This window comes from Microbacterium sp. LMX7-1.2 (assembly GCF_040675935.1).
Taxonomy (GTDB): Bacteria; Actinomycetota; Actinomycetes; order Actinomycetales; family Microbacteriaceae; genus Microbacterium.
In genome coordinates this window covers 2,751,687-2,773,624 of record NZ_JBEGIL010000001.1, presented here as the reverse complement: position 1 = coordinate 2,773,624, position 21,938 = coordinate 2,751,687, and the positions used below count along the sequence as shown (strand labels likewise).

Sequence of the window (21,938 nt, the reverse complement as noted above, 5' to 3'; positions counted from 1 at the left end):
GGGTCGGCCTGTGCTGGCTGTGTGTCACCTCCGAGGATACGACCCGGTCGACCTTCCGACGGCTACGCGTTCTCGATCTCGTCCAGGAAAGATCGGGCGCCTTGCGCCGCGTCCGCGCGTAGCTGATCTTCCGTCGCCGAGTCACCCGTGGCGATCATCGTCTCGGCGAAGACCCCCGCCCACGATCCGGCCGAGTCCAGGTAGCGCTCCATCACGCGACGGATCTCCGCAGGGTCCGACGACTCCTCCGTGGCGGCGAGCTGCCGCGCGACAGCACGAGCGGCTTCTCGCGGGCCCGCGTCGTTGTACAGGGTCACGTACATCAGGTCGTACTTGTCCTTCGGAAGCATCCGCGATCGCGCCGCCGCAGCCTTGGCGATGAGATAGCCGCCGAGATTCGAGAAACGGAGCATCATCGTCTCGGGCGCGTCTGGCGTGTCTGCGCGCACGCCAGCGGACACCGCGAGTCGGCGCTCTATCGGTGAGTGGAGCGCCGCGGCAGGTCCGGCGATCTTGCTCGCCACCGCTCGGGCTGAGCCCGGGAGTGGAACAGTGTCCTCGGTGTGGTCCCAGACGTCGCACAGGAACTCCAGACGTATTCTCGCGTCCCCCGACCGGGCGTCCCAGCGCCACCCGTTCCTCGATGCGAACCCGCCAGCGTCGAGCGCGGCGTCCACCCAGGAGAAGTCCGGAGCGTCCGCGACGTGGTCGAACCCGAGAGCGAAGAGCAGATCGATGTCAGTCGTACCCTGATGAGGCACAGGCGCGTTGCTCGCCAGAAAGTCGGGGTTGAGCCCGCCGATCACGACGTAGTCGCGGGCATGCTCACCCGCGAGAAGCGCGAACCGGACGAGAGCGTCCTCCGCGCGGGCGCGGGCCTCACGGCTGCGGATCTCAGAATCCAATGGCGACCTCCCTCAGGTATTCCGCCGCCTCCACCGATCGTCCCCGCTCGCGCAGGAGGTCCCCGTACACGCGCACCGGCGACGCGATACGAAGGCCCCGCTGATCCTGGGCGAGACCGAGGAGGTACTCGTCGACGGTGAAAAGCCTCACCCGCCCGCCGCGGTCCACCTCGCGCACGTCCTCGTCGCTCGACAGCCGTCGACGCACTTCCGCCAGAGCACCGAACGGCACGACCACGTCCACAGTGGGGATGCTGGTGAGGTACGGAGCGATGCGATCGGCTGCCGCGGCCCCGGTCAGCGCCCAATCCAACGAACGAAGCGACGAGGCGAACATCGACAGTGTCTGGTCGTGATCGCGCCACGGAACGTGAAACTCCGCCGCCGGCGCCATGTCCTTCTGCGTGTACTGCCCGGCCCAGTCGCTCAGCATGCGTCCGGGATCGCGCAGCTCGCGTGTCGCGGTGCTCCCGCGCTCGGCACCGGTCTTCGCCGTGTACCCCTGCTCGTCGAACTGTCGGAGGACTCGCGCCGCATGCGCGACGGAGACGTCGGCAGTCTCCGCGATCACGCCGACCCGGCCGATCGAATCGGGCACGTCGTCACGCTGACGCACTCTCCAGGTCAGGAGAGTCTCCGCGACCGCCTGAGCGGCTCTCGACCATGTGAACGGCCGTCCCGCATCTGCGGGTACCGGATCGAATCGTGCGAGGTACACCTCTCCGGGAATGACGATCTTCGCGCGACCGCTCGCATCCACCCACGAGAGCTGTGACTCCTCAAGGAGCTCCCGGGCTCCCGGGCTCATCCGGCGAGCTGCGATGACGGGGAGCGCTTCGACCCCGGCACGTCCGTGGACGACGTCGTTCCGGACCCGGCGAATGTCGGCGGGGAGCCCCTCACCCGCCCAGATCGGCTGAAGCACCCAGCGGCGTGAATCGAGGGCGACGTCGACCGCGTCGACGCGCGGCTCGACGAGGAAATCCGATGGCAGGACGCGCAGCAGAGCTGCCACTGCGGGGTTTTCTCGCGATGCCATAGTTATATCCTAGACTGATATTTACTCGGTATTCTCAATTTAACTCGGTAAAATTCATCTGTGGAGAAAACGATACAAGTGAGCGATCGACCCGCATCGGCGTGACTCGCCCACCGGACGAGATTCGCACCCACCGGTAGAGTGCCAGGCATGGCCGCTACGACGCAGACCCCGAAACGCGAGGCCTTCGGCTCGCGGAACGTGTTCATCCTCTCGGCGATCGGCTCCGCGGTCGGGCTCGGCAACATCTGGCGTTTCCCGTACGTCGCCTACGAGGGCGGCGGCGGCGCCTTCCTCATCCCGTACCTGTGCGCGCTGCTCACCGCCGGCATCCCGCTGCTGTTCCTCGACTACGCGATCGGGCACCGCTACCGCGGCTCCGCCCCGCTCGCGTTCCGTCGCATGCACCGCGCCGCCGAACCGCTCGGCTGGTGGCAGGTGCTGATCTGCGTCGTGATCGCCGTGTACTACGCCGTCATCGTCGCCTGGGCGGGCATGTACACCTGGTTCTCGGCCCAGCTGACCTGGGGCCCCGGCAACGAGGAGGGCTTCTTCTTCACCGACTTCCTGCGCTCGGCCGACGTCGCCGAGGTCGGCCTGTCGGGCGAGTTCGTGCCGCAGGTCGGCATCCCCCTCGTCGTCGTGTGGCTGCTCGTGATCGTCATCATGGCGCTCGGCGTGAAGCGCGGCATCGGCGCGGCGAACATGATCCTCATGCCGCTGCTCACGGTCATGTTCGCGGTGCTCGTGGTGCAGTCACTGTTCCTGCCCGGCGCCATGCAGGGGCTCAACGCCTTCTTCACGCCCGACTGGCAGGCCCTCGCCGACCCGGGTGTCTGGGCCTCTGCCTACGGCCACATCTTCTTCTCGCTGTCGGTCGCCTTCGGCATCATGGTGACCTACTCCTCGTACCTCAAGCGCAAGACCGACCTCACCGGCTCCGGACTCGTCGTCGGCTTCGCGAACTCCGGCTTCGAGATCCTCGCGGGCATCGGCGTGTTCGCCGCCCTCGGCTTCATGGCGCAGGCGCAGGGTGTGGACGTCGACGGCGTGGCCTCGTCCGGCATCGGCCTCGCGTTCGTCGCGTTCCCGACGATCGTGTCCCAGGCCACCGGCGGATCCATCATCGGGGTGCTGTTCTTCGGCGCGCTCGTGTTCGCCGGGATCACCTCGCTCATCTCGATCCTCGAGGTCATCGTCGCCGCGCTGCAGGACAAGCTGGGGTGGCGCCGGGTGCGCACGACCCTCGTGGTGACGATCCCCCTCGCGGTGATCTCGATGGCCCTGTTCTCGACCACGACCGCGCTCTCGGTGCTCGACACCACGGATGCGTTCGTGAACGCCTTCGGCATCATGGCCGTCGCGCTCGTGGCCGTGATCGTCGTCGCCTGGCTCCTGCACAAGCTCCCCGTACTCGTCGAGCACCTCGACCGCCGATCGAGCTTCCGCGTCGGACGCATCTGGAAGCTGCTCGTGGGCGTGCTCGCGCCGCTCGTGCTCGGATACCTGCTGATCAGCGAGCTCGTGACGAAGATCACCCAGCCCTACGGCGGCTACCCCGACTGGTTCCTCGGCGTGTTCGGCTGGGGCATGGTGGTCGCCCTCGTGGTGCTCGGCCTCCTGCTGTCGGCCCTGCCGTGGGGTGCGCACTCGCACGCCAAGGACGACCCCGACTACGACGAGTTCCTCGAGAGCGAGGACTACGATCCCGACCCCGAGACCGCCGCCGTGCCGACGGCATCCGCCCCGAGCGAGAGGAGCGAGTCATGACCCCCGTCGCGATCGTCATGATGGTCATCGCCATGGTCACCGTGTGGGGCGGTCTGATCGCCGCCGTCGTCAACCTGGCACGGCACCCCGAGGTCGCGGAGAGCGAGCCGCAGCCGCCCGTCGAGCTCTAGCCCGTCGAGCTCTCGGAGGGGATGCACTTTCGTCGTCGCCCTCGACGTTGTTAGGGTCGTCGGACATGGCCTCCGAGAGCAGCAGACGACGTGCGGCACGCCGCGCGAAGCCCGGCGACGGCCACGAGCTCCAGAGGTACCGGTGGTGGCAGCCGTTCTCCCGCTCGCTCTTCCACCTGCGGATCGTCGGCGCCGACGGCATCCCGCAGACCTGGTCGGTGGACGTGCGGCACGGCGGCGACGAGAACGGCGTCGTGCGTGCGCGGCTGTACCGCGACGGTATCAACCAGGCGGCGTCGAAGCTGCCCGCCGCGTTCGCCGTACCCGGCGGCGTGATCGAGGTGGCCGTGAGCGGCTACGGACTCAAGCGCTGCCACTACGTCGCCGACGACGGCACCGCACGCGCGCTCTCCCCCGACACGTCATCCGCCGAGGGGTGGCGTGCGCGTCTGCATCGCCGCTCTCCGGGCGTGAGCCGCACGATCGGCATCGTCTCGATCCTGGTGCTCGTGGTCGCCCTCGTGCTCGGCATCCCGCAGATCATCGAACAGGTCACCCACATCCCGCCCGTCGCCGAGGCGATCGGCGCATTCGAGAGCCCCATCCGCCTGCCCGCGTGGCTCAACATCTCCCTCGTCGTCGGCGCGCTCGTCGCCAGCACCGAGCGCGCGCTGCGCCTGCGGTACAACTGGCTGCTCGACGGAGGCTTCTTCGACGGCGAGGAGTGACCTCGCCGCGCCGAGCGGCGAGACTGTCGTCATGAACTCCCTCCTCTACGAAGGCGCCCTGCAGGTCGTGCCGCTTTGCTGATCGCTCTCTACCTCGACAGGAGGATGCCGAACGACGGCGCGACCGAGAAGGCGCAGCGCTGGCAACGGTGGTCGAGCAAGTTCTCGCTCCTGTTGAACGCCGTCGCCTTTCTGTTGTCCCTGTTCATCGTCGCGGACATCATCCCCGCGAGTTCGCTGACCATCGCGATCGTCATCTCAGCCGTGGCCGGATCCATCGGACTGCTGTGCGGGCAGATCTGGGTGCGGATCGACCGGTCGGCGGGTCGGTCATCGCCCTGAGGCTCCTCGTTCTGGGAATCGTGCCCGCTTCGTTCGCCGGTCCTCCCGGATGACGCTGAGGATGCTGACCGTCGTCGCGATGAGCAGCAGGATCTGGAAAGCGACCGCGAACGGATTCGGGTCCTCCGCGGAGTGCGCGTTCGGCACGGACTCGCTTGGCGTCCCTGCGCCGGAGGCGAGGTACAGCACCCAATCGGTGAGGGCGTGCGCGAGCATGGCGACCCACAGTCTGCCGGTGACGCGACGCACCCAGTAGTACGCAGCTCCGGACGCGGCGAGGAACGACGCCTGGAAGGCGATGGTGCCGAGGGAGGCCCCGCCGATGATGCTCCCCGGGATGTGCGCGAGCGCGAACACCACGCTGGTTCCGAGGAGGGCCGCGAGCTCGCCGTGGCGGGCCCGGATGGCGGTGAGCAGGACCCCGCGGATGACCAGTTCCTCCCCGAACCCGACCATGAGCGTCCCCGCCGCGATGACGAGGACGTACCTGATCGAGCGCGAGGCCCACGGGACATCACCGAGCTGGCCGAGTGGCAGCAGGACCACGAGCACGGGGATCGAGATCAACCACCATCGCCGCGGAGCCAGCGTCGGCGTGGGCGACTCACGCCAAACATCCGCACCCCACCCCGTCCATCGCAGGAACAGCAACAGCCCGACGATCGCGACGGCGAGCGGGATGAAGTGTCCGAGCGAGAACTGGGCGAGCTCCTGATCGTCGCCGACCAGCCCGCTCAGCAGGTTGCCGAGACCGGCGGCAAGCAGGATGTAGACGACGACGGCAGCGAGGGCGAGCCAGATGCTCCGGGGACGGCCGGCAGCCCAGAACCCCTCCCTCGTCTGCCAGGAATCCATCACGGGTGCCCCCTCGGCTCCGCTCGCGCGAATAGGCGAGATCCTCCTCATCCTGGCGGGCGCGAGATGTCCACGTCAACGAGGTCTCGCCCCGTGAGCACATCGTCGTCATCCACGGAGGGCCATCTCCCCCGCACGATCGGGACCGCCGCCTAGACGACGCGCCCCCGATCCAACCGGACGACGCGGTCGGCCGCAGCGACCGCCTCGTCGTCGTGCGTGACGGTGCATACGGCGGCCCCGCGCGCGGCCTCCTCGCGGAGGATCAGCTGCATGCGCGCCGCGCTCTCCCGATCCAGCCCGGCGGCCGCCTCGTCGAGGAGCAGGATGCTCGGCGCGCGCACGATCCCCTGTGCGAGGAACACTCGTTGCCGCTGTCCACCGGAGAGCTCGGCCAGCGGACGGTCGGCCAGCTCGCTCATGTCCACGCGGTCGAGCGCCTGGGAGACCGCTCGTCGAGCGGCCATCCGTGACAGGCGGGCACCGCGCTTCCACGTGCCCATGCGCACCACGTCCGCCACCGTCACGGGGAGCGCATCCGGCACGGCGGGCCGCTGCACCACGAGGGCGAGGTCGCCGCCCCGGCGCACGTCCCCTCGTCGCGGAGCCTTCACTCCGGCGAGGATCTCGACGAGGGTCGACTTTCCCGAGCCGTTGTGGCCGGCCAGGGCGACGACTTCGCCGGAGCGCACGTCAAGGTCGACGGAGTGCAGCACGTCGTCTTCGCCGTAGCCGAAGCACACGGCGCGCGCGGAGAGCGCTGCGTTCGATGTCATCCCGCCACTGTAGCAATTGATAATCATTCTCATTTTTAGATAGAGTGCCCTTCCGTGCCCACTTTGCTCCAGCCCTTCACCGTCGAGTTCTTCGTCCGCGCCCTGGCCGGCGGAGTGCTCGTCGCCGTCATCTGCGGCGTCGTGGGCACCTGGGTCGTGATCCGAGGCATGGCCTTCCTCGGCGAGGCGATCGGCCACGGGATGCTGCCCGGCGTCGCGCTCGCGACGGTCCTCGGTGCCCCCGTCCTGCTCGGGGCCGCGCTGAGCGCCGCCGCGATGAGCGCGGCGATCGGTCTGCTGCAGCGCCGTGGCCGCCTGTCCTACGACACGAGCATCGGTCTGCTGTTCGTCGCGATGCTCTCGCTCGGCGTGATCATCGTCTCCCACTCGCGCAGCTTCGCCACCGACGCCACCGCGCTGCTGTTCGGCGACATCCTCGCGATCCGCCCTGACGACATCGCGATCCTGGCTGTCGCCGTCGCCGTCACGGTCGGCGTCGCAGCCGGCTTCCACCGCTCGTTCGTGGTCACCGCCTTCGACGCGCGGATCGCCCGCACCCTCGGGCTGCGGCCGCAGCTCGCGCACGTGGTGCTCGTCGCTCTCGTGACGGTCGCCGTCGTGGCCTCGTACCAGGCTGTCGGCACCCTCCTGGTCGTGGGCCTGCTCCTCGCCCCCGCCGTGGCCGCGCGCGCCTGGACGACCCGCATCCCGGCCACCATGATCGTCGCGACCCTGGTCGGCGCCGCGGCCGTGCTGATCGGCCTGCTCGTGTCCTGGCATTTCGCGACCGCTGCGGGTGCCTCGATCGCCGCGGCAGCCGTCCTGCTCGCGGCGCTCTCCGCGTCCATCCGCGCCGTGCTCGCCCGCGCCGCGCGGCGACGCCACCCCGTCGACGCCGATCTCGCCCACTCCCCCGAACCCGCGCCGGAACGCGCGCCCGTCGCGTTCCCCGAAAGGACCCGATGACCTCCCGCCCCCTCCTGCTCCTCCCCGCAGTCCTGGCCATCGCCGCACTCACCGCCTGCGCTGCGGCACCGAGCGCTTCTCCGTCGGCGGCTGCCACGTCCGGAGACGGCCATGGCGCGATCGCCGGCGCCGCAGAGGTCTCCGAACCGCCGCTCGGACTGCTCTCGGTCGACGCCGAGGGCAGCGTCGCAGTGCTCGACCTGCTCAGCGAGGAGACCGCGGATCTCGGCGCCACCGCGGCGCCGACCGCCCTTGCGAGTGACGGGCGCTACGGCTTCGTGACCACGGACGAGGGCGTGGAGATCGTCGACTCGGGCCGCTGGAGCTGGGATCACGGCGATCACTTCCACTACTACCTCGCGGAACCCGCCGTGCTCGGGACCGTGACGGGCGACGGCGCTGCGACCGTCACGACCGGCGCGCTGTCGACCGCCGGCACCACGGGGGTGTTCTTCGCCGGTTCCGGCGAAGCGGTCCTGCTCGACAACAAGGCGCTGTCCGACGGACGGATCGACGAGCTGTTCCGGATCGAGACGGGAGCGGATGCCGGACTCGTCGCCCCGGTCGGAGACGGCGCGCTCGTGACCGACGGCGAGGCTCTCGTGTTCCACGACAGCGACGGCGAGTCGGCAGGAACCCCGGTCGAGTGCGCCGACGCCGCGGGTGCCATCACGACCCGGGTGGGACTCGTCGTCGGCTGCGCGGACGGCGCCGTGCTCGCGACCTGGCAGGACGACGAGCTCCTCACCGAGCGCATCCCGTATCCGGCGGGCGCATCCGACCGCGCGCTGATGTTCGAGGGACGCAAGGGCCGTCCGACGGTCGCGGCCGTCGCCGGGACCACCGGCTTCTGGCTGCTGGACTCCCGCGAGCGCACCTGGACCCTGGTGCCGACCGAGCGCCCGCTCACCCGCGTTGTCGCGGTGGACGACGCCGAGGGCCACGTCGTCGCGATCGACGTCGACGGACGGATCGTCGTGCACCTCGCCGAGGGCGGAGTGCTCGTCGGCGCCACCGAACCCCTGCTCGCCGACGGCGGCACTGCCTCGTCGCTGGTGGTCGACGAGCAGCGCGCCTATGTCGGCGATCCGACGGCGGGCGTCGTGCACGAGATCGACTACGCCGACGGCGCCCGCATCGCGCGATCGCTCGAGACCCCCACGGCACCGACGTTCGTCACGGAGGTCGGCCGATGAGGATGCTGCGCACCGGCGCCCTGCTCGCGGGCCTCGCACTGATCGGCGCGGGAGTCACCGGGTGCGCCGCCCCGGCAGGGACTGACCGACCACAGATCGTCGTCACGACGAACATCCTCGGCGACGTCGTCGAGAACGTCGTCGGCGATGCCGCAGAGGTCACGGTGCTCATGAAGCCGAACGCCGACCCGCACTCGTTCGAGATCTCCGCGCAGGAGGCCGCGCAGATGGACGGCGCCGATCTGCTCGTGACGAACGGCCTCGGGCTCGAGGAAGGGCTGCAGCAGCACATCGACCGCACGGAGGCGACCGGGGTGCCGACCCTGGTCGCTGGAGACGTGATCGACGTGCTCCCCTACACCTCGGAGGATGCCGCCAGCGCCGACGATCCGCACTTCTGGACGGATCCCGCCCGGATGGTCGACGTCGTCAATGCTCTCGAAAACGCCCTCGCGGGCATCGACGGGATCGACGTCGAGAAGATCCGCGACAACGCCGACGCCTACCGCGGAGAGCTCGCCGAGCTCGACGAGGAGATGTCCGCGGCGTTCGACGCGATCCCTGCGGATCGCCGGGCGCTCGTGACGAACCACCACGTCTTCGGCTACCTCGCCGACCGGTTCGACTTCCGCCTCGTCGGCGCCGTCATCCCGGGCGGCACGACGCTCGCCGCCCCCAGCGCGGCCGATCTGCGCGACCTGACCGACGCGATCGACGAGGCCGGGGTCCGCACGATCTTCGCCGAGTCCTCGCAGCCCGATCGGCTCATCCAGGTGCTGGCCTCCGAGGCCGGCGTCGAGGTCGAGGTCGTCGAGCTGTTCACCGAATCCCTCACCGCACCGGGCGAGGGCGCCGATACCTACCTGACGATGATGCGCGCGAACACCGAGCGCATCGCCGACGGACTGAACCCATGAATGGACCCCGATCGGGGCCCGACACGAGAGGAAACACAATGAAGCGACACATGAGGATGAGTGCCGCTGTCGCGGCGCTCGCGGGCGTCTCGCTGCTCGCCACCGCGTGCGCCGGAGGAGCCACCGGCTCCGCCCCGGCAGACGAGGAGTCGCCGGCCGCGACCGCGCAGACGGGCCGCGTCGCGGTCTCCTACGAGGGCGGGATCGCCGTGCTCGACCCCGAGACGCTCGAGGTCGTCGACGAGTTCGAGACCGAGGAGTTCACGCGCCTCAACCCCTTCGGCGACGGCAGGACGATCGCCGTCACGACCTCCGAGGGCTTCCAGATGCTCGACACCGCCGAGCCTGCCCTGACCGACGCGCTGTTCGAGGGGACCACGCCCGGCCACGTCGTGATCCACGGCGAGAACACCGTGCTGTTCGACGACGGCACCGGCGTCACCACGATCGTGCCGACCGACGGGTTCGCCGACGGCTACGACGCGCTGCCCGAGACGACGACCTACACCGCGGATGCCGCGCACCACGGCGTCTCGATCGTCCTGGAGGACGGCACGCTCGTCACGACGGTCGGCGACGAGACCTCCCGCACGGGCGCGAAGTCGCTGCACGCGCACGACGACCACTGGGACGAAGCCGCGGCGAACGCCGAGTGCCCCGGCATCCACGGCGAAGGCACCGCTGCGGACGAGGCCGTGATCTTCGGTTGCGAGAACGGCGCGCTGCTGTTCAAGGACGAGGCCTTCACCAAGCTCACCGCGCCCGATGCATACGGCCGCATGGGCAACGCCTTCGTCTCGGAGACCAGCCCGATCGTCGTCGGCGACTACAAGACCGACCCCGACGCCGAGGGCTACCTGCTGAGCGCCGTGACGCTGATCGACACCGCGGCCGAGACCCTCGAGGTCGTCGAGCTCCCCACCGAGGTGCGCTACACGTTCCGGGACATCGCCCGCGGCCCCGGCGACCTCGCGTACATCCTGTCGACCGACGGGCAGATCCACGTGCTCGACCCCGAGACGGGCGAGCTGACCGACGCGTACCCCGTCGTCGCACCGTGGGAGGGCCCCGCCGAGTGGCAGGACGCCCACCCGGCGATCAAGGTCCACGGCGACATCGCCTACGTGACCGAGCCCGCCGCGAACAGCGTGCACGCGGTCGACCTCACCACCGGCGAGGTCATCGCCTCGGTCGAACTCGACCACACGCCGAACGAGCTGGCCGTCGCGATCGGCTGATCAGCGGCATCCGCGAACGGAGCGGGCAGGGCGTCCCGAGGGGGATGCCCTGCCCGCTCCTCGTTCTGCGTGACCGTCCCGGGCTACCGATCGCGGAGTCGTGGCACCGTGTCGGGTTGTGCGAACCACTCGGCGGAGAGCTCATGAGCCTTCGTCGCCTGGAGCGTCGCCTGCGCGGCGATCGCGTTGCCCTTGACCCGCACCCACGCGACGACGGCTCGACCTTCGGAAGCGAGGTGCCGGATCGTCGGGACGAAGTGCTGGCTCGACCCTGGGGTCAGCTGTCCGATGCGCCGACCGTCGAAACGAACCTCGACGACGTCTTTCGGTGCCTTCGCGGTACCGCCTGGAATGACATCCAGCGTCGCCAACTCGACTCCATCGCCCTGGGCGTTCGTGTAGCTCGCGAGTACATCCTGATGATGCTCCTCGCCGGTCACCTGCAGCCCGTGACCCCACGGCAGGATGCTGTGCTCATCCACGGGCGGATCGTTGAGTGGCAGGAGGAGGTGGGGCTCATTCAGCGCCAGCGTCACGCGCGCCACATACTTGAGCTTCTTCGAGTCCCAGGACTCCCGAGCCGACGCCCACACTCTCGCTCCCGTCGCCGCGACGTAACCGGCATCCCAGACCTGCCGGATCACCGGCTGATACCGCGCAGCATCCTCCTTCTCGAGGTAGCCGATGTGCTGACCGTTGATCTGCACCATGATGGCGTTCCTGTCGTGAGGATTGCTCGGCTCGGGCACGAGTGCTGCGACCAGATCCGTGAGCTCGATCTCCTCGTCGAGCTTCGGCTTGCGTCCTATCGCCTTGTGGATGCTGTCGACGCGAGCGAACTCGCCCGCGACCTCGGTGTTCGCATAGCCGTCGGCGCCGATGAGGAGGTATCCGGTGCGCGTGCCGCGCTGAGGAGATGAGGCGCCTTCGGCCCGTGCATGGCTGCTCGACTGCGCTCGGTCTTGTGGATACAGAGGATCGAGGGACTGCACGCCGTCATCAGCGACCCAGTCGGCCCATTGCGCACCGTCCCAGTACCGGTACTGGTGTCGCCCTGCGGGATCGGCATGCCAGGCAGCCGGGACTTGGTGCTCGTGCTCCGACACTCGCTCCCCCTCCGAGACGCGTTTTCTCGCGCCCTTTCGATGTCGACTGGTCGGTTCGACCGCGTCGTCTGACGTCACGCTATCGTGCTCAGCCCGGCGCGTGAGCAGGGGCTTCGTGGAATCGGTTGCCGTGCGTCGCCGCGCGCCGCTCCGCCGGACATGACGAAGGCCCCGCATCCCAGTCTTTACAACGGGAGTCGGGGCCTTCGTGGTGGCGGTGACGGTGGGATTTGAACCCATATTGATCAACGCCAGACTAAGCACTCACCGTCAGATTCAGCGGAAACACGGGGCATTTGGGCACATCTGCACACATCAGTTCACAGCGCATCGCATGCGTTCCGTTACTGCTGCGTTACCGCTGGAGCGCGGCAGCACGCTGACGGTGTAGTGCCGAAGCCACATCATCCAGATCGTCGTCGAGCAGGTCGGCGTATGTGTCGAGGGTCATAGCCGCACTCGCATGCCCGAGCATCCTCTGTATGGCCTTCACGTTCGCGCCAGCACTGATCGCCAATGACGCTGCCGTGTGTCGCAGATCATGGGGCGTGACTCGAGGCATGACGGCACGAACGTTCTCGCCGCGCGCCCGCGCCTCAGCGGCATCCGCCGCATCTTCGCGGCGAGCCCGCTTGCAGGCACCTGCGAACCATCCGGACTGCGCATTGCCCTGCCGAAGATAGCCGCCGGTCGCGGCGGGGAAGACCAAGTCATCCGGTCGCTTATGCGAGGTCGCTCGCGCCATCGCGTCATCTAGGAAGGCCGGATACACGACGGTTCGCCTCTCGTGGGTCTTCGGCGTACCGACGACGACGTGTCCATTGACAGTCACCGCATTGGAAGTGATATTCAGTCTGCGACGCGACAGATCGATGTCCGCGACCTTGAGCCCGGTGGCTTCTCCCCAACGGAGCCCCGTATAGGCCAAGAAGCGCACCAGGTCCGGGTAGAGCGAAGCGTCCGCAAGCCGCTCAACTTGCTGATGGGTGAGATAAGCCCTCGCCTTCGGGACCTTTCGAGGCGTCTTCACGTCCCGTGCCGGGTTCGATTGGAGTCGCCGGTCCCGCACTGCACCGTCGAGAATCGCGGCGAGCACGCCGTGACATCGCTTGACGGTTGTCGCCGACCGTTTCCGGCTCATCTCCGCCACCCACGCGGAGACCTCCGTGTGGCGGATTGTGCCGACTTGGCGACCTCCCCAGACCGGCTCGACGTGGACTCTCCACGCGCTCTCATCGCTGTGCAACGTCGACGGCTTGACCGCCGCTCCGTGCGCCACGAGCCACGCTGCACCAAGCGTGCCGACCGTGACGCGTGATTCTCCCGGCGCGATGTATGCCCCCTGAAGCTTCGCCGATTCCACCGTGGTAAGGTATGCCTCCGCGTCGCGCTTCCTCATGAAGCCGCCCTTCCGAGCAGTCTTCCCGTCCGGCTTGCGGTACCGCGCCTCCCACCGCCTGCCTTCTTTGGTCTCGTACGAGTAGGCGCTGCCCATCGGTCCTCCGCCAGTCTTGCTCTCAGTGTGGGATGCGAGCTTATGGCACACCACTGACATCTGTAGCGACACTGCACCCACGACGCCGACTGCAGCTTTCTGCTCGCAAACGAATGAAAACGTGTGCTACGGTGTCGACCTACACGATTCTGCAGCCCGAAAGTAAAAGGCTAGTTTCCGAATCCCTTTCAGGTTGAGCCCCACTCGGGCGGCAGCCCTCCTGGAAGCTTCGGGGATGCGATAGAGACGGTGCATCCGCACCAACCGCTTCACCACCATTGGCCGGTTCACGACGACCAGATGGAGCGGATCTCTTGGAGAGAAAACCACCTCCAAGGGATCCGTATGCCTACTCCGACCTCGCTCCCCGCTCCGTCAGTCCTCTCGACGCTCATCACGCCGGCGGCGCTCGCAGAGGCACTCGGCACCACTGAGCGCACTCTGAGCGAATGGCGTATTCGCGGCACGGGTCCCGCGTTCATCCGTGCGGGCGGCAGGGCCGTCCGCTACAGACCCGAAAGCGTGGACGAATGGCTGATCGCGCAAGAGCGCCGCAGCACTGCTGAAGAGCTCAGCGCCTGACCGTGGATCCCAGCGCCCCTTGGACTCACGTCGACCCGCCCGTCAGATCTGCTGCACCCCGCGCCCCGCCGCGCGCGACTGAGGTTCAAACGCCCAGTCGCCAGTTGCCAAGATGCACCAAAGGATGCCGCATGAGAATGACCACTTCACAGCTTCGAGCGAAGCAGATCGCCGACCTGCAAGCCCAGCAGGCCGCGTACGAGAGGAAGGTTGAAGAAGCCTTGAAATCCGCGGGCTATGCGCGTTGCGCAGTCGTTGAGGACTTATACGAGCTGATGGGGATTGAAGCTTCCCAGCGCAAGCGAAAGAACCGCAACGGAGAGATCATCCAGGTCCTTTCCGACAGGGATGAATCGGATCGCACGGCGCGTCTTATCGAAGCGGTGTCCTCCTTGCTCAACTCGAGCGAGCCCCTCAGCGCTCCGCTTTTCCCGCCTGCCACCTCGGCCTGAACACCGGTTGGCGGTGCGGAGGCCTCGACTTCGCACCGCCAACCTATCCCGCACTCTTGGGGTGTCGTCGTCTAGCCAGCTACCGAGCGGCAAGACAGGTCGAGACTCGAACAGCAGCATTCGCCAATTGAAGACCCTGCAGGTACAACGTGTGGATGCCACACTCCTTGGCTAAGTGCTTGAGTTAGCTCGCTAAGCGTGAGGTAAGGCGCCCCGGTTCCTCGATAGCGGTCGCGAATGGACAACTCGTTCTCGACCACCCACTCGTGCAGGCGGCCAAGCTTGGACACATCCCTTGGACGCAAGCCGATCACGCAGTCGCTAAGCACTACGCGTCCGACGTCGATCTGGAGCGGCGCCTGCCACCGGCCCACCCGCGAAAGACATACGAGGGGCGCATCGTCACCTAGGTGCGCTGGAGCAGAGTCGCAACGCTCCTTCTCAAATTGACGCATGGATGTCGTGTGCAGCAGCGGCAGTAGGTCCGAGGCGCTCGCAACCCGGCTGCGATTTTGGTGGACGGGAACTCGACCGCGCACCACTTCAACGCAGCTACACCCGTCGATAGCTTCCGTGGTCGCTCGTACCTCGTGCGCGATGCGCGGCGGCGGCGCGACGGCGTCTTCAGCTGCTCGTCGCGTCAACTGAATGATCGTTGTCGCGACACGAGCGCCAGGAAACGAAGATGTGCCTGGCGATCCCAACCGATCTACGGAGAAGTCCTGTCGGATAGCATCCCAAAGCTCACGGTTACGCTCCGCCTCAACCGCACCGTTCGGCAGTATCGCGACGAATCCCGCTGCGGGATTGAAGGACTTGAGCGCCGTTATCAGAAACTCGACCGCAGGTGCGACCGCCCCCTCAAATGATCGGTATGAAGCAGACGTACCACCGTTGCCACGGTATGAGAATGGAGGATTCAACAGCACCGCAGCGAGGCCAGCCCGCGCCGCCCGCGCGGCCGCGGATGCGGTTCGGGAACGACTGTCGAGGAAGTCGGCGTTGCTCACGACCCATGCCGGGTTCTCTCTGCGCAGCCGACGAGTTGTTTGCGAGTCGACATCGATCGCGGCGAGCCTGACGGAACTGCCGAATCGTTTCTCAGCAGCTTGTAGAAGCGCTCCCTCTCCCGCCGCCGGATCCAGCACCAGGCCATTCAGGTCCAGGGGCAGTGACGAGACCATCTGCTCGGCTAACCACGTGGGGGTGTAGTAGGCGTCCCGTTTTCTAGGCATCCGCACGCCATCGCCGGTGGTGTGCCATGAACCCTGAGACGTCATACACATACATTGATCGCGAGCCAACAGTCCGGTTCGCGGTACGCACCGGATGATCGTAGATCAATTCAACAGCGTCCATGTGGTCGATCGCATACAAGACCGCCCCCAGCGCGTGCGGTTTCGTACCGATAGGAGCCACCCGCAGATAACGACTACCTGCGGAGTGGTGGATTCGCTCAAGCGCTTGATAAGCCTCGAAGGGACAATGTGCGGCAGCGAACTCCACTCTGTCCTCCATCCTGTCCCGATCTAGCGTTTCCTTGTTCGCGATGTAGGACTGCATCGAGTACTCGAGTCGGAACGCAGGGATGCCAACCACGGGGGACGTCACTCGAGAATCCACCTCCTCCTGATCGAAGATGTGCTGCAGGCGAGCGCCTTCAAACCCGAGGAGCGGCGCGAACGTCCCCCGGTCGTCTGCTCTGCGACCGATTCGCGCAAACCCTGGCAAGGGTTCGATTCCGCGATTCGAGCTCAGGTCGTAGAGCGAACCCGGCTCTTGATCGTGCTTTCGATAGTCCTGCGGCTCCGCATACAGCGCGACCAGTGCACGTCCGGCGCGCAGCAACGTCCTCACGAGTGGCGCCCACACACGATGCTCCAAACTCGTCAAATCGATAGCGACCACCCCGGTCATACGAGCGACGAGCGATTCAAGATCGGCAGTCTCGTGCAGATTGAACGAATCAGTCCACGGAACGACATGCAGTATCGCTTCATCGACCAGCGTCACACAGTGGAGATCGACGCCAATCGTCGACAACTGCGATGCTGCCGTCCGAGCTCGATCCTCATCGATCGTCTCCCCGTAGATCAGATGTCTGATGGCGAACCGCCCCAGCTCGTGACTCGCGACCTTGAACGTGTACGACACCTCGTCGAGATGGAGCATGTCATACACCTAGCCCGGCGAAGAGATCCAATTGGTCCGGGGGAGCGCCTCCGTCATCATTGCTCGAGGACAAGATGCGCTTGAACGCCGCGGTCGCGGTCTCACGCTGCGTCAACGCGATTAGGTCATCCGCAGGAATTGTGAGTCGACGCTTACTTCGATGGCTATAGACGAACGCGGGAGCCAGCACAGGGTGGAGTTGATAGTCAAGCTCCGGCGGCCGCCCTCGTTCCGCAGCCTCTTTATTGCCGACGAAATCTACGAGAACACCCTGACCAACCGCCTCAGCCAGTAGCGCGTCAACACTTGCCTCGGGGACGGTCGCGCCAGAATAGCGAACTCGGAACTGCACGACTTCCGGCGTAGTCAAGGCACTTGAACGAGCGAGCGACCCAAACAGTCCTCCGAGCCCGACCGTGAGTCGAGTCAGTGCAACCCCTCTCGTCGACCAGCCCTGAAGATCGCGAACGGTGATCTCCCCGACACGCTTTGCCGCGAGCGTCTGACTCAAGGGTGACACGGGCTCTTCGAGCCCTGCACCTTCCTCAACGTGGCGGCGCAACGCCTCTTGGACAAGCCTAAGAAGATAACGAATGTTCCCATCTGCGAGTTGGCGGTAGGTGCGCCATCCCGTGTAGTACTTACGTTCCCCAACACTGCGCTGTCGAACGGTGAACAACACCGCGTGATTGTAGTTGCCGACACGCGTCTTCCACTTAGACGGCCATCGGAGAGCGAACCGTACGACGTCAATCACCTGTTCGCTGTGAAGCTCCGCCCATCGAACGATCAACGCAGCCTCAACGAGGTTCCGATCGGCCGCGAAGGCCACTTCTTCTTCCGACCCACCGTCAGACCGGACCTCGTGAAGCAGAGTCTCCTTGAGTGCCTCTGCGCCCAGAAGCTCCGCTTCCGCATCCAGCGTTAGCCCCGGCAGCAGCTGGTCGAGCGGCAAATGCGCCAGCCCCTCGGAACTGAGGCGGCGGGTGATTACGGATTCGGCAAACTTCTTGAATCCAGCGTCCTTCAGCCGAGTCACGATGTCGATTGTGGCGAAGTCAGCGGTGTCCTGAAGCGGCTGGCCCTCGATCATGGTCGCTCGCTCGATCGCGACCTTATTACGGACCCCAATCTTGAAAGTGAAGGGCGCTCCTCCAACCTGCTTCACGAGCGTATTGAGAAGCCGCTGTTGGTCTGCCGAGAGGTTTTCGTACTCATCCACGCAGAAGACGAACGGCTTGGAGAGAGAAACCTGGAGGCCGCCGAGTGCCGCAAAGAGGTACTCGATCGGCTTGCCGAGGATGGACGTTGGCAACGTGGCGAGTTCAGACACACGCCCGTTGACCTTCGATTCAATCTCGACAATGGCCATGTCGATGTTGGCCTGTAGCGACTGAAGGCTAGCGGCGTTCTTCAGTCCGCAAGACCCCGAGAACATCGACATGTGATGAGTGTCGATGTCGACAGCCTGCCCATTGGATGCCAGCCACACGGCGTACTCAACGACGAGCGAGCTCAAACGAAGATTCAAGTAGTGAGCAAAGACGCGTTCCCATGTCGTCGAGTCGATCCCCTTGCCACGAAAAACCGACACGACCGTAGGCTCAGCCTTCCAGTAGCCACCAATTGATTCCCAATCGCGCGGGTCAACGCTTCCCGAGAGTTGATGTTGCCCGCGGAAGCCGAGAGCGCGCAAGGTCGTCGTCTTCCCCGTGCCTCGACCTCCGACGAGGAATGTAGGCGTGATGCCGGCGAGCTGATGCACGTAGACAGGCAGAGCAAGTCGACCATACAGTTCGTCGTCGTCTGAGTATTCCGCGCGTACAGAGCCCAACGCCCGGTTCAACTTCTCCAGAACGTTGCTATCAGTCATCGCTGATCAAAGGCTTCCATGTTGGCGAGGGGCGGGCTGGTTGAAGGATGGGCAGAGTGTTATTCGGGGCCTTGTCCTGAAAACTCACGGCAAGACCTTGCGCTTTGTAACCCAACGGGCCATCTGCGTCGAGGCCGGTCGAGGGAGCGTGGCGCGTCGCGACCTCAATGAGATGCTCACGAAGGCTGTCTGGGACAAGTCTCGTATCAGGAGAGTTTGCGGAGTAATCCTCGCCAAGGAGGTACGCGGGATGCACGACCGCTTCTGTTCGAGCCTCTATCTGAGCCTTGGCGAGTTCGGTCGCGACGATCGGAACAAAGTACACAGCCCCAAGGCGCTGCTCAGCGGCAAGCTTCCTCAGAGAGGATCTCCCAGCCTGAGTCGAGTAGACGCGCTCCCAGTTCGCAATAAACTGTCCCCCGGTTCCGCTGATGTCGTCCAGGAAAACGATCGGTCGAAGCGTCTTGGCGCTCAGCAACTCGTGGATCAAGCGCTCGCTGTCGATGCACCTGGCGAAGCCCAACGCGCGAGCTGTTCGCAGGTATTGATATCCCGAGGCCGCGCCATCGCCCGCGAATGAAAGCGGGATCGAGGCGATCGCCTCCCCAAGGAATCTCTCCCACGCCTCGACCCGAGCGGACGCATCCCCGAACTCGGGTCGCGTCGATAGCGATCGGATGGTTGAACTGAGTGCGGCGATCCGGTGATCATCGTTGATGAAGACGAAGGAGTCAAGAAGCGCGTGCGCAACCTCACGGTCAATCCCGTGCTCAAAGTTCTCGACCCAAGCCTCGACATGGAGGTTTCGAGCCTTGGGCCAGACGCGGATACGCGAGAGGTAACGCCGAGCTTCGACGATGTCCCTCTCGTGGGTCATGAGTGCTCCTGGATGTCAGCGCGACACGGCCGACTTCCTGGCGATCGAGCCTGCGTCGGCGACGGGTGGCCGCTAGGAACTCGCCGTCAGCTAGAACCTAGCAGAGACGCGGACGGCCCCTGCGAGGCGTGCGCTCCGGACTCTTTAGCGAACCCATTACCGGCCGGCTCCGGATAGGTCACTTGATAGAGCGTCATACAGATAAACTGCTTGCCGTCTATGCGATAGGGTGATGAAACGCTCATATACGAGCAAGCAGTGGGCCGGTCTGCTAGGAACTCGATCGAGGTGGACCGACAGATGGCAGCGACCGGAAACGCGAAGAAGCAGACGACGAGTCACACGCGCCGAAAGAAGACGACCTTCGGTGAACGCCGCAGCATCCGCTTCAGCGAAGAGGAGGAGCGCAGCGTTCAGGACCTGCGCGAAGCGATCGCGGTGCGGTCAGGACGCGCGTTTGAGGACGTCACATTCAGCGAGGCCGTTCGACTCCTAGTGCGCGACAAGAAGAGCGCTGCAGAGATCGAGGCCCGCGCTCTCGCCATTCAGCGCGGCGGCGGGAACGCATCCGAGTGGGGCCTCTGGGCGATCTCGGAGCGACTCGGATACGAGCTCGCGCCGATGCGGCGGTACATCGCACGCATCGGCGGCGACCTCAATCGAATCGCTGGTCGGCTTGCCAAAGAGGAGAAGATTCCCTACGAGGAACTCGCAGATGCTCTGCAGGCCGCGGCTGACCTGCGGCATGTCCCCGATGACATCGAACGGCGCATCGCTCACCTAGTGCAACGCGGTCTTCCCGAGCGAGGCGTGAAGTAGATATGGCTGTCGTGATGGCGAGCTCCACACGCTCCGCCGACGACCTCATTCGTTACGTCCTCGAGCCCAAGAGCGATCAGCGCGGCGAGCGCTACGTGATGGCATCCGGGACGGGTGGGCTGCTCGTGTCGCTGGCCCGGGACCAGATGCGAGATGTCCGCGAGAGGTGGGGTAAGAACGAGCCCGGGGCGTACGTGCAGGCCTATCACGTCATCCAGAGTTTCTCAGCAAGAGATGAGCTCGACCCGGCCGATCCGAGCGATTGGATGACCGCACAGGACCTCGGGATTGCACTCGCCGAAGAGGTGTTCGCAGGACGGCAAGTGCTCGTCGTTACACAGCGGGATGGCGCCGGCGGTTGCCTCCACAACCACTTGGTCGCCTCGAGCGTGAACACTGAGACGGGCGACAGCTTGAATAGTTCGGTGGTCATGCATGCGCGTCTGGTCGAGACGCACGAGGCGGTTCTGGAGCGCGAGGGATTCCATCAGCCCGACGATTTGAGACAGGCATACACCGACGCGCTGGATCGCCGCGATCGTGGCGAGTCCAGCAGGCTCCGCCGCGCGCCAACGAAGGAGCAGCGCGCACTGATCGAGGCAACGCGCCACGCACAGTGGCAAGCCTTGCGCGCGACTGCCGAGTCGGGCACAGCACGTCGGCTCGAGCCATTCAGCTTGCTCGTTCTGAAGCACCGCATCGACAGTGCAGTGACGGCCCGAAGCACGACAGACTGGGTCACGTTTGTCACAAACGCGCGGACCGAAGGGGTGAGCGTGGAACGCGCGGAGGGAGATGATCTCGTGTCGTTTGGCATGATGCGTCGAATGCACGACGGATCCTTCCGCGCGCCTACGGCCAGCGATCGCCGCCGCGGTTCCACGATTGGCGAGGGTTACACCGTAACTGCCCTCGAACAACGGATCACCAGCCAGCTCGACGCGATCGCGAGGTCTGCGCGCACGATGACATTCGTCTTGACCGCGGAGGACGAAAGAGAAGTCGAGGCCCGCATGGCCATCTACTGGGCCGAGTTCGAGAATGAGCGCGCAAAACCGTTCCGCGCGCGGGGGTCGCTTGAACAGCAGCCTCCGCGAGACATCCCGTCAGCGGCGACAGGCGATGCGGATCCGAGCGACTCTGCGACTGGCGCACCGACGAGCGACCTGCAGAGAGAACGCGACTTGGACGACCTCCGCGTAGAGCTTGAAGGCAGCTCTCCCGGAAGTCTCCCAGCGCCGGTCTCTGCCGGCGCCAACGATAGCCTCAATCTGTCTGATCCCAGCACCGAGATCTGCGCTGACTACGAAGCTCCGCGGTCAACTCCGACGTCACCCGCACCCGAGAACCGCGATGCTAACTCGATCGCGGAGGCGAGACGACGTCGACCAAGACGACAGGCGATGTTCGACTTCGATTTGCAGGACGACACCTCGCCGCGTGTTGAGGGCGAGCTGGAACTATAGTCGACGGCTATCGACTGCGGAGATCCGGTACCGGCTTCGGAAGAAGATCCTCAATGGGCACCTGAAGGACCTGAGCGATCGAAAGGACTGAACGAAGCGCGGGGTTGGCTGCTGTGCCCCGCCGGGATTCACCGCTCTCGTACTGGCGGTAGATGAAGCGGCTCAGGCCAGCGCGAGAAGCCACTTCCTCCTGGCTCAGTCCCGCCTCGAGGCGAAGCCTGCGCAATTGCACC

The 21,938-nt window shown here is 65.9% G+C and carries 22 protein-coding genes; 12 read left to right on the top strand and 10 right to left on the bottom strand.

What is annotated here, in order from left to right:
• Positions 1-62 precede the first annotated feature (62 nt).
• A complete protein-coding gene (locus tag MRBLMX7_RS13560; RefSeq protein WP_363369223.1) occupies positions 63-905 on the bottom strand; it encodes a hypothetical protein in 843 nt (280 codons plus the stop codon).
• Positions 895-1,944: a type IV toxin-antitoxin system AbiEi family antitoxin gene (locus MRBLMX7_RS13555; protein WP_363369221.1), complete on the bottom strand. Its 1,050-nt coding sequence runs from the start codon at positions 1,942-1,944 to the stop codon at positions 895-897. The genes MRBLMX7_RS13560 and MRBLMX7_RS13555 overlap by 11 nt, the downstream gene beginning before the upstream one ends.
• Before the next feature lie 150 nt (positions 1,945-2,094).
• Here MRBLMX7_RS13555 and MRBLMX7_RS13550 point away from each other — a divergent pair, with 150 nt between their 5' ends.
• The 4 genes from MRBLMX7_RS13550 to MRBLMX7_RS13535 all read left to right on the top strand — a co-directional run bounded on the left by MRBLMX7_RS13550 (position 2,095) and on the right by MRBLMX7_RS13535 (position 4,915).
• A complete protein-coding gene (locus MRBLMX7_RS13550; RefSeq protein WP_363369219.1) occupies positions 2,095-3,714 on the top strand; it encodes a sodium-dependent transporter in 1,620 nt (539 codons plus the stop codon).
• Positions 3,711-3,845 carry a methionine/alanine import family NSS transporter small subunit gene (locus MRBLMX7_RS13545; RefSeq protein ID WP_082297520.1) on the top strand — a complete coding sequence of 45 codons (135 nt, stop codon included), beginning with the start codon at positions 3,711-3,713 and terminating at the stop codon, positions 3,843-3,845. Before MRBLMX7_RS13550 ends, MRBLMX7_RS13545 begins: the two co-directional genes overlap by 4 nt.
• 65 nt (positions 3,846-3,910) lie before the next feature.
• The gene (locus MRBLMX7_RS13540) at positions 3,911-4,573 is read left to right on the top strand and encodes a hypothetical protein (RefSeq protein ID WP_363369217.1); all 663 of its coding nucleotides are present in this window, start codon (positions 3,911-3,913) and stop codon (positions 4,571-4,573) included.
• Positions 4,574-4,678: 105 nt separating this feature from the next.
• Positions 4,679-4,915 carry a hypothetical protein gene (locus MRBLMX7_RS13535; protein WP_363369216.1) on the top strand — a complete coding sequence of 79 codons (237 nt, stop codon included), beginning with the start codon at positions 4,679-4,681 and terminating at the stop codon, positions 4,913-4,915.
• Here MRBLMX7_RS13535 and MRBLMX7_RS13530 read toward each other — a convergent pair.
• Together MRBLMX7_RS13530 and MRBLMX7_RS13525 are read right to left on the bottom strand one after the other, a co-directional pair.
• Entirely contained in the window at positions 4,904-5,770 is an 867-nt protein-coding gene (locus MRBLMX7_RS13530; protein ID WP_363370936.1) for a CPBP family intramembrane glutamic endopeptidase, read from the bottom strand. The genes MRBLMX7_RS13535 and MRBLMX7_RS13530 overlap by 12 nt on opposite strands.
• Before the next feature lie 152 nt (positions 5,771-5,922).
• Positions 5,923-6,546 carry a metal ABC transporter ATP-binding protein gene (locus MRBLMX7_RS13525; protein ID WP_363369214.1) on the bottom strand — a complete coding sequence of 208 codons (624 nt, stop codon included), beginning with the start codon at positions 6,544-6,546 and terminating at the stop codon, positions 5,923-5,925.
• Positions 6,547-6,600: 54 nt separating this feature from the next.
• On the opposite strand from MRBLMX7_RS13525, the gene aztB reads away from it, so the two are divergent.
• Genes aztB through aztD form a run of 4 tightly spaced genes read left to right on the top strand, consistent with a single transcriptional unit; the run spans position 6,601 to position 10,863 of the window.
• Positions 6,601-7,512: a zinc ABC transporter permease AztB gene (gene aztB / locus MRBLMX7_RS13520; protein ID WP_363369212.1), complete on the top strand. Its 912-nt coding sequence runs from the start codon at positions 6,601-6,603 to the stop codon at positions 7,510-7,512.
• Positions 7,509-8,708: an ABC transporter gene (locus tag MRBLMX7_RS13515; RefSeq protein ID WP_363369210.1), complete on the top strand. Its 1,200-nt coding sequence runs from the start codon at positions 7,509-7,511 to the stop codon at positions 8,706-8,708. Before aztB ends, MRBLMX7_RS13515 begins: the two co-directional genes overlap by 4 nt.
• Positions 8,705-9,625 carry a zinc ABC transporter substrate-binding protein AztC gene (aztC, locus tag MRBLMX7_RS13510; RefSeq protein ID WP_363369208.1) on the top strand — a complete coding sequence of 307 codons (921 nt, stop codon included), beginning with the start codon at positions 8,705-8,707 and terminating at the stop codon, positions 9,623-9,625. The genes MRBLMX7_RS13515 and aztC overlap by 4 nt, the downstream gene beginning before the upstream one ends.
• Before the next feature lie 50 nt (positions 9,626-9,675).
• A complete protein-coding gene (gene aztD, locus MRBLMX7_RS13505; RefSeq protein ID WP_363369206.1) occupies positions 9,676-10,863 on the top strand; it encodes a zinc metallochaperone AztD in 1,188 nt (395 codons plus the stop codon).
• An 83-nt stretch (positions 10,864-10,946) separates the two neighbouring features.
• Here aztD and MRBLMX7_RS13500 read toward each other — a convergent pair whose 3' ends face one another.
• Positions 10,947-11,969: an HIRAN domain-containing protein gene (locus MRBLMX7_RS13500; protein ID WP_363369204.1), complete on the bottom strand. Its 1,023-nt coding sequence runs from the start codon at positions 11,967-11,969 to the stop codon at positions 10,947-10,949.
• Between the two features lie 355 nt (positions 11,970-12,324).
• Entirely contained in the window at positions 12,325-13,464 is a 1,140-nt protein-coding gene (locus tag MRBLMX7_RS13495; RefSeq protein ID WP_341933458.1) for a site-specific integrase, read from the bottom strand.
• 345 nt (positions 13,465-13,809) lie between these two features.
• Between MRBLMX7_RS13495 and MRBLMX7_RS13490 the strand changes: the two genes are divergently transcribed.
• Positions 13,810-14,046 carry a helix-turn-helix domain-containing protein gene (locus tag MRBLMX7_RS13490; RefSeq protein WP_341933457.1) on the top strand — a complete coding sequence of 79 codons (237 nt, stop codon included), beginning with the start codon at positions 13,810-13,812 and terminating at the stop codon, positions 14,044-14,046.
• Between the two features lie 137 nt (positions 14,047-14,183).
• On the top strand, positions 14,184-14,498 hold the full coding sequence (locus tag MRBLMX7_RS13485) for a hypothetical protein (RefSeq protein ID WP_341933456.1): 315 nt from the start codon (positions 14,184-14,186) through the stop codon (positions 14,496-14,498).
• 1,227 nt (positions 14,499-15,725) lie between these two features.
• Here the strand turns inward: MRBLMX7_RS13485 and MRBLMX7_RS13480 are convergent.
• The 3 genes from MRBLMX7_RS13480 to MRBLMX7_RS13470 are packed head-to-tail and all read right to left on the bottom strand — an operon-like array spanning position 15,726 to position 19,420.
• On the bottom strand, positions 15,726-16,670 hold the full coding sequence (locus MRBLMX7_RS13480; RefSeq protein ID WP_341933455.1) for a hypothetical protein: 945 nt from the start codon (positions 16,668-16,670) through the stop codon (positions 15,726-15,728).
• A gap of 1 nt (position 16,671) precedes the next feature.
• Complete coding sequence (locus MRBLMX7_RS13475) at positions 16,672-18,543, bottom strand: hypothetical protein (RefSeq protein ID WP_341933454.1); 1,872 nt, start codon at positions 18,541-18,543, stop codon at positions 16,672-16,674.
• The gene (locus MRBLMX7_RS13470; protein ID WP_341933453.1) at positions 18,536-19,420 is read right to left on the bottom strand and encodes a phosphoribosyltransferase-like protein; all 885 of its coding nucleotides are present in this window, start codon (positions 19,418-19,420) and stop codon (positions 18,536-18,538) included. Before MRBLMX7_RS13470 ends, MRBLMX7_RS13475 begins: the two co-directional genes overlap by 8 nt.
• Positions 19,421-19,720: 300 nt before the next feature.
• Between MRBLMX7_RS13470 and MRBLMX7_RS13465 the strand changes: the two genes are divergently transcribed.
• Both MRBLMX7_RS13465 and MRBLMX7_RS13460 read left to right on the top strand, forming a co-directional pair.
• Positions 19,721-20,239 (top strand): hypothetical protein, encoded by a 519-nt coding sequence (locus tag MRBLMX7_RS13465; RefSeq protein ID WP_341933452.1) that lies wholly within the window; start codon positions 19,721-19,723, stop codon positions 20,237-20,239.
• Between the two features lie 2 nt (positions 20,240-20,241).
• A complete protein-coding gene (locus MRBLMX7_RS13460; protein ID WP_341933451.1) occupies positions 20,242-21,705 on the top strand; it encodes a relaxase/mobilization nuclease domain-containing protein in 1,464 nt (487 codons plus the stop codon).
• A gap of 7 nt (positions 21,706-21,712) precedes the next feature.
• On the opposite strand, the gene MRBLMX7_RS13455 is transcribed toward MRBLMX7_RS13460, so the two are convergent.
• Complete coding sequence (locus tag MRBLMX7_RS13455; protein ID WP_363370934.1) at positions 21,713-21,937, bottom strand: helix-turn-helix transcriptional regulator; 225 nt, start codon at positions 21,935-21,937, stop codon at positions 21,713-21,715.
• Position 21,938: the final 1 nt, after the last annotated feature.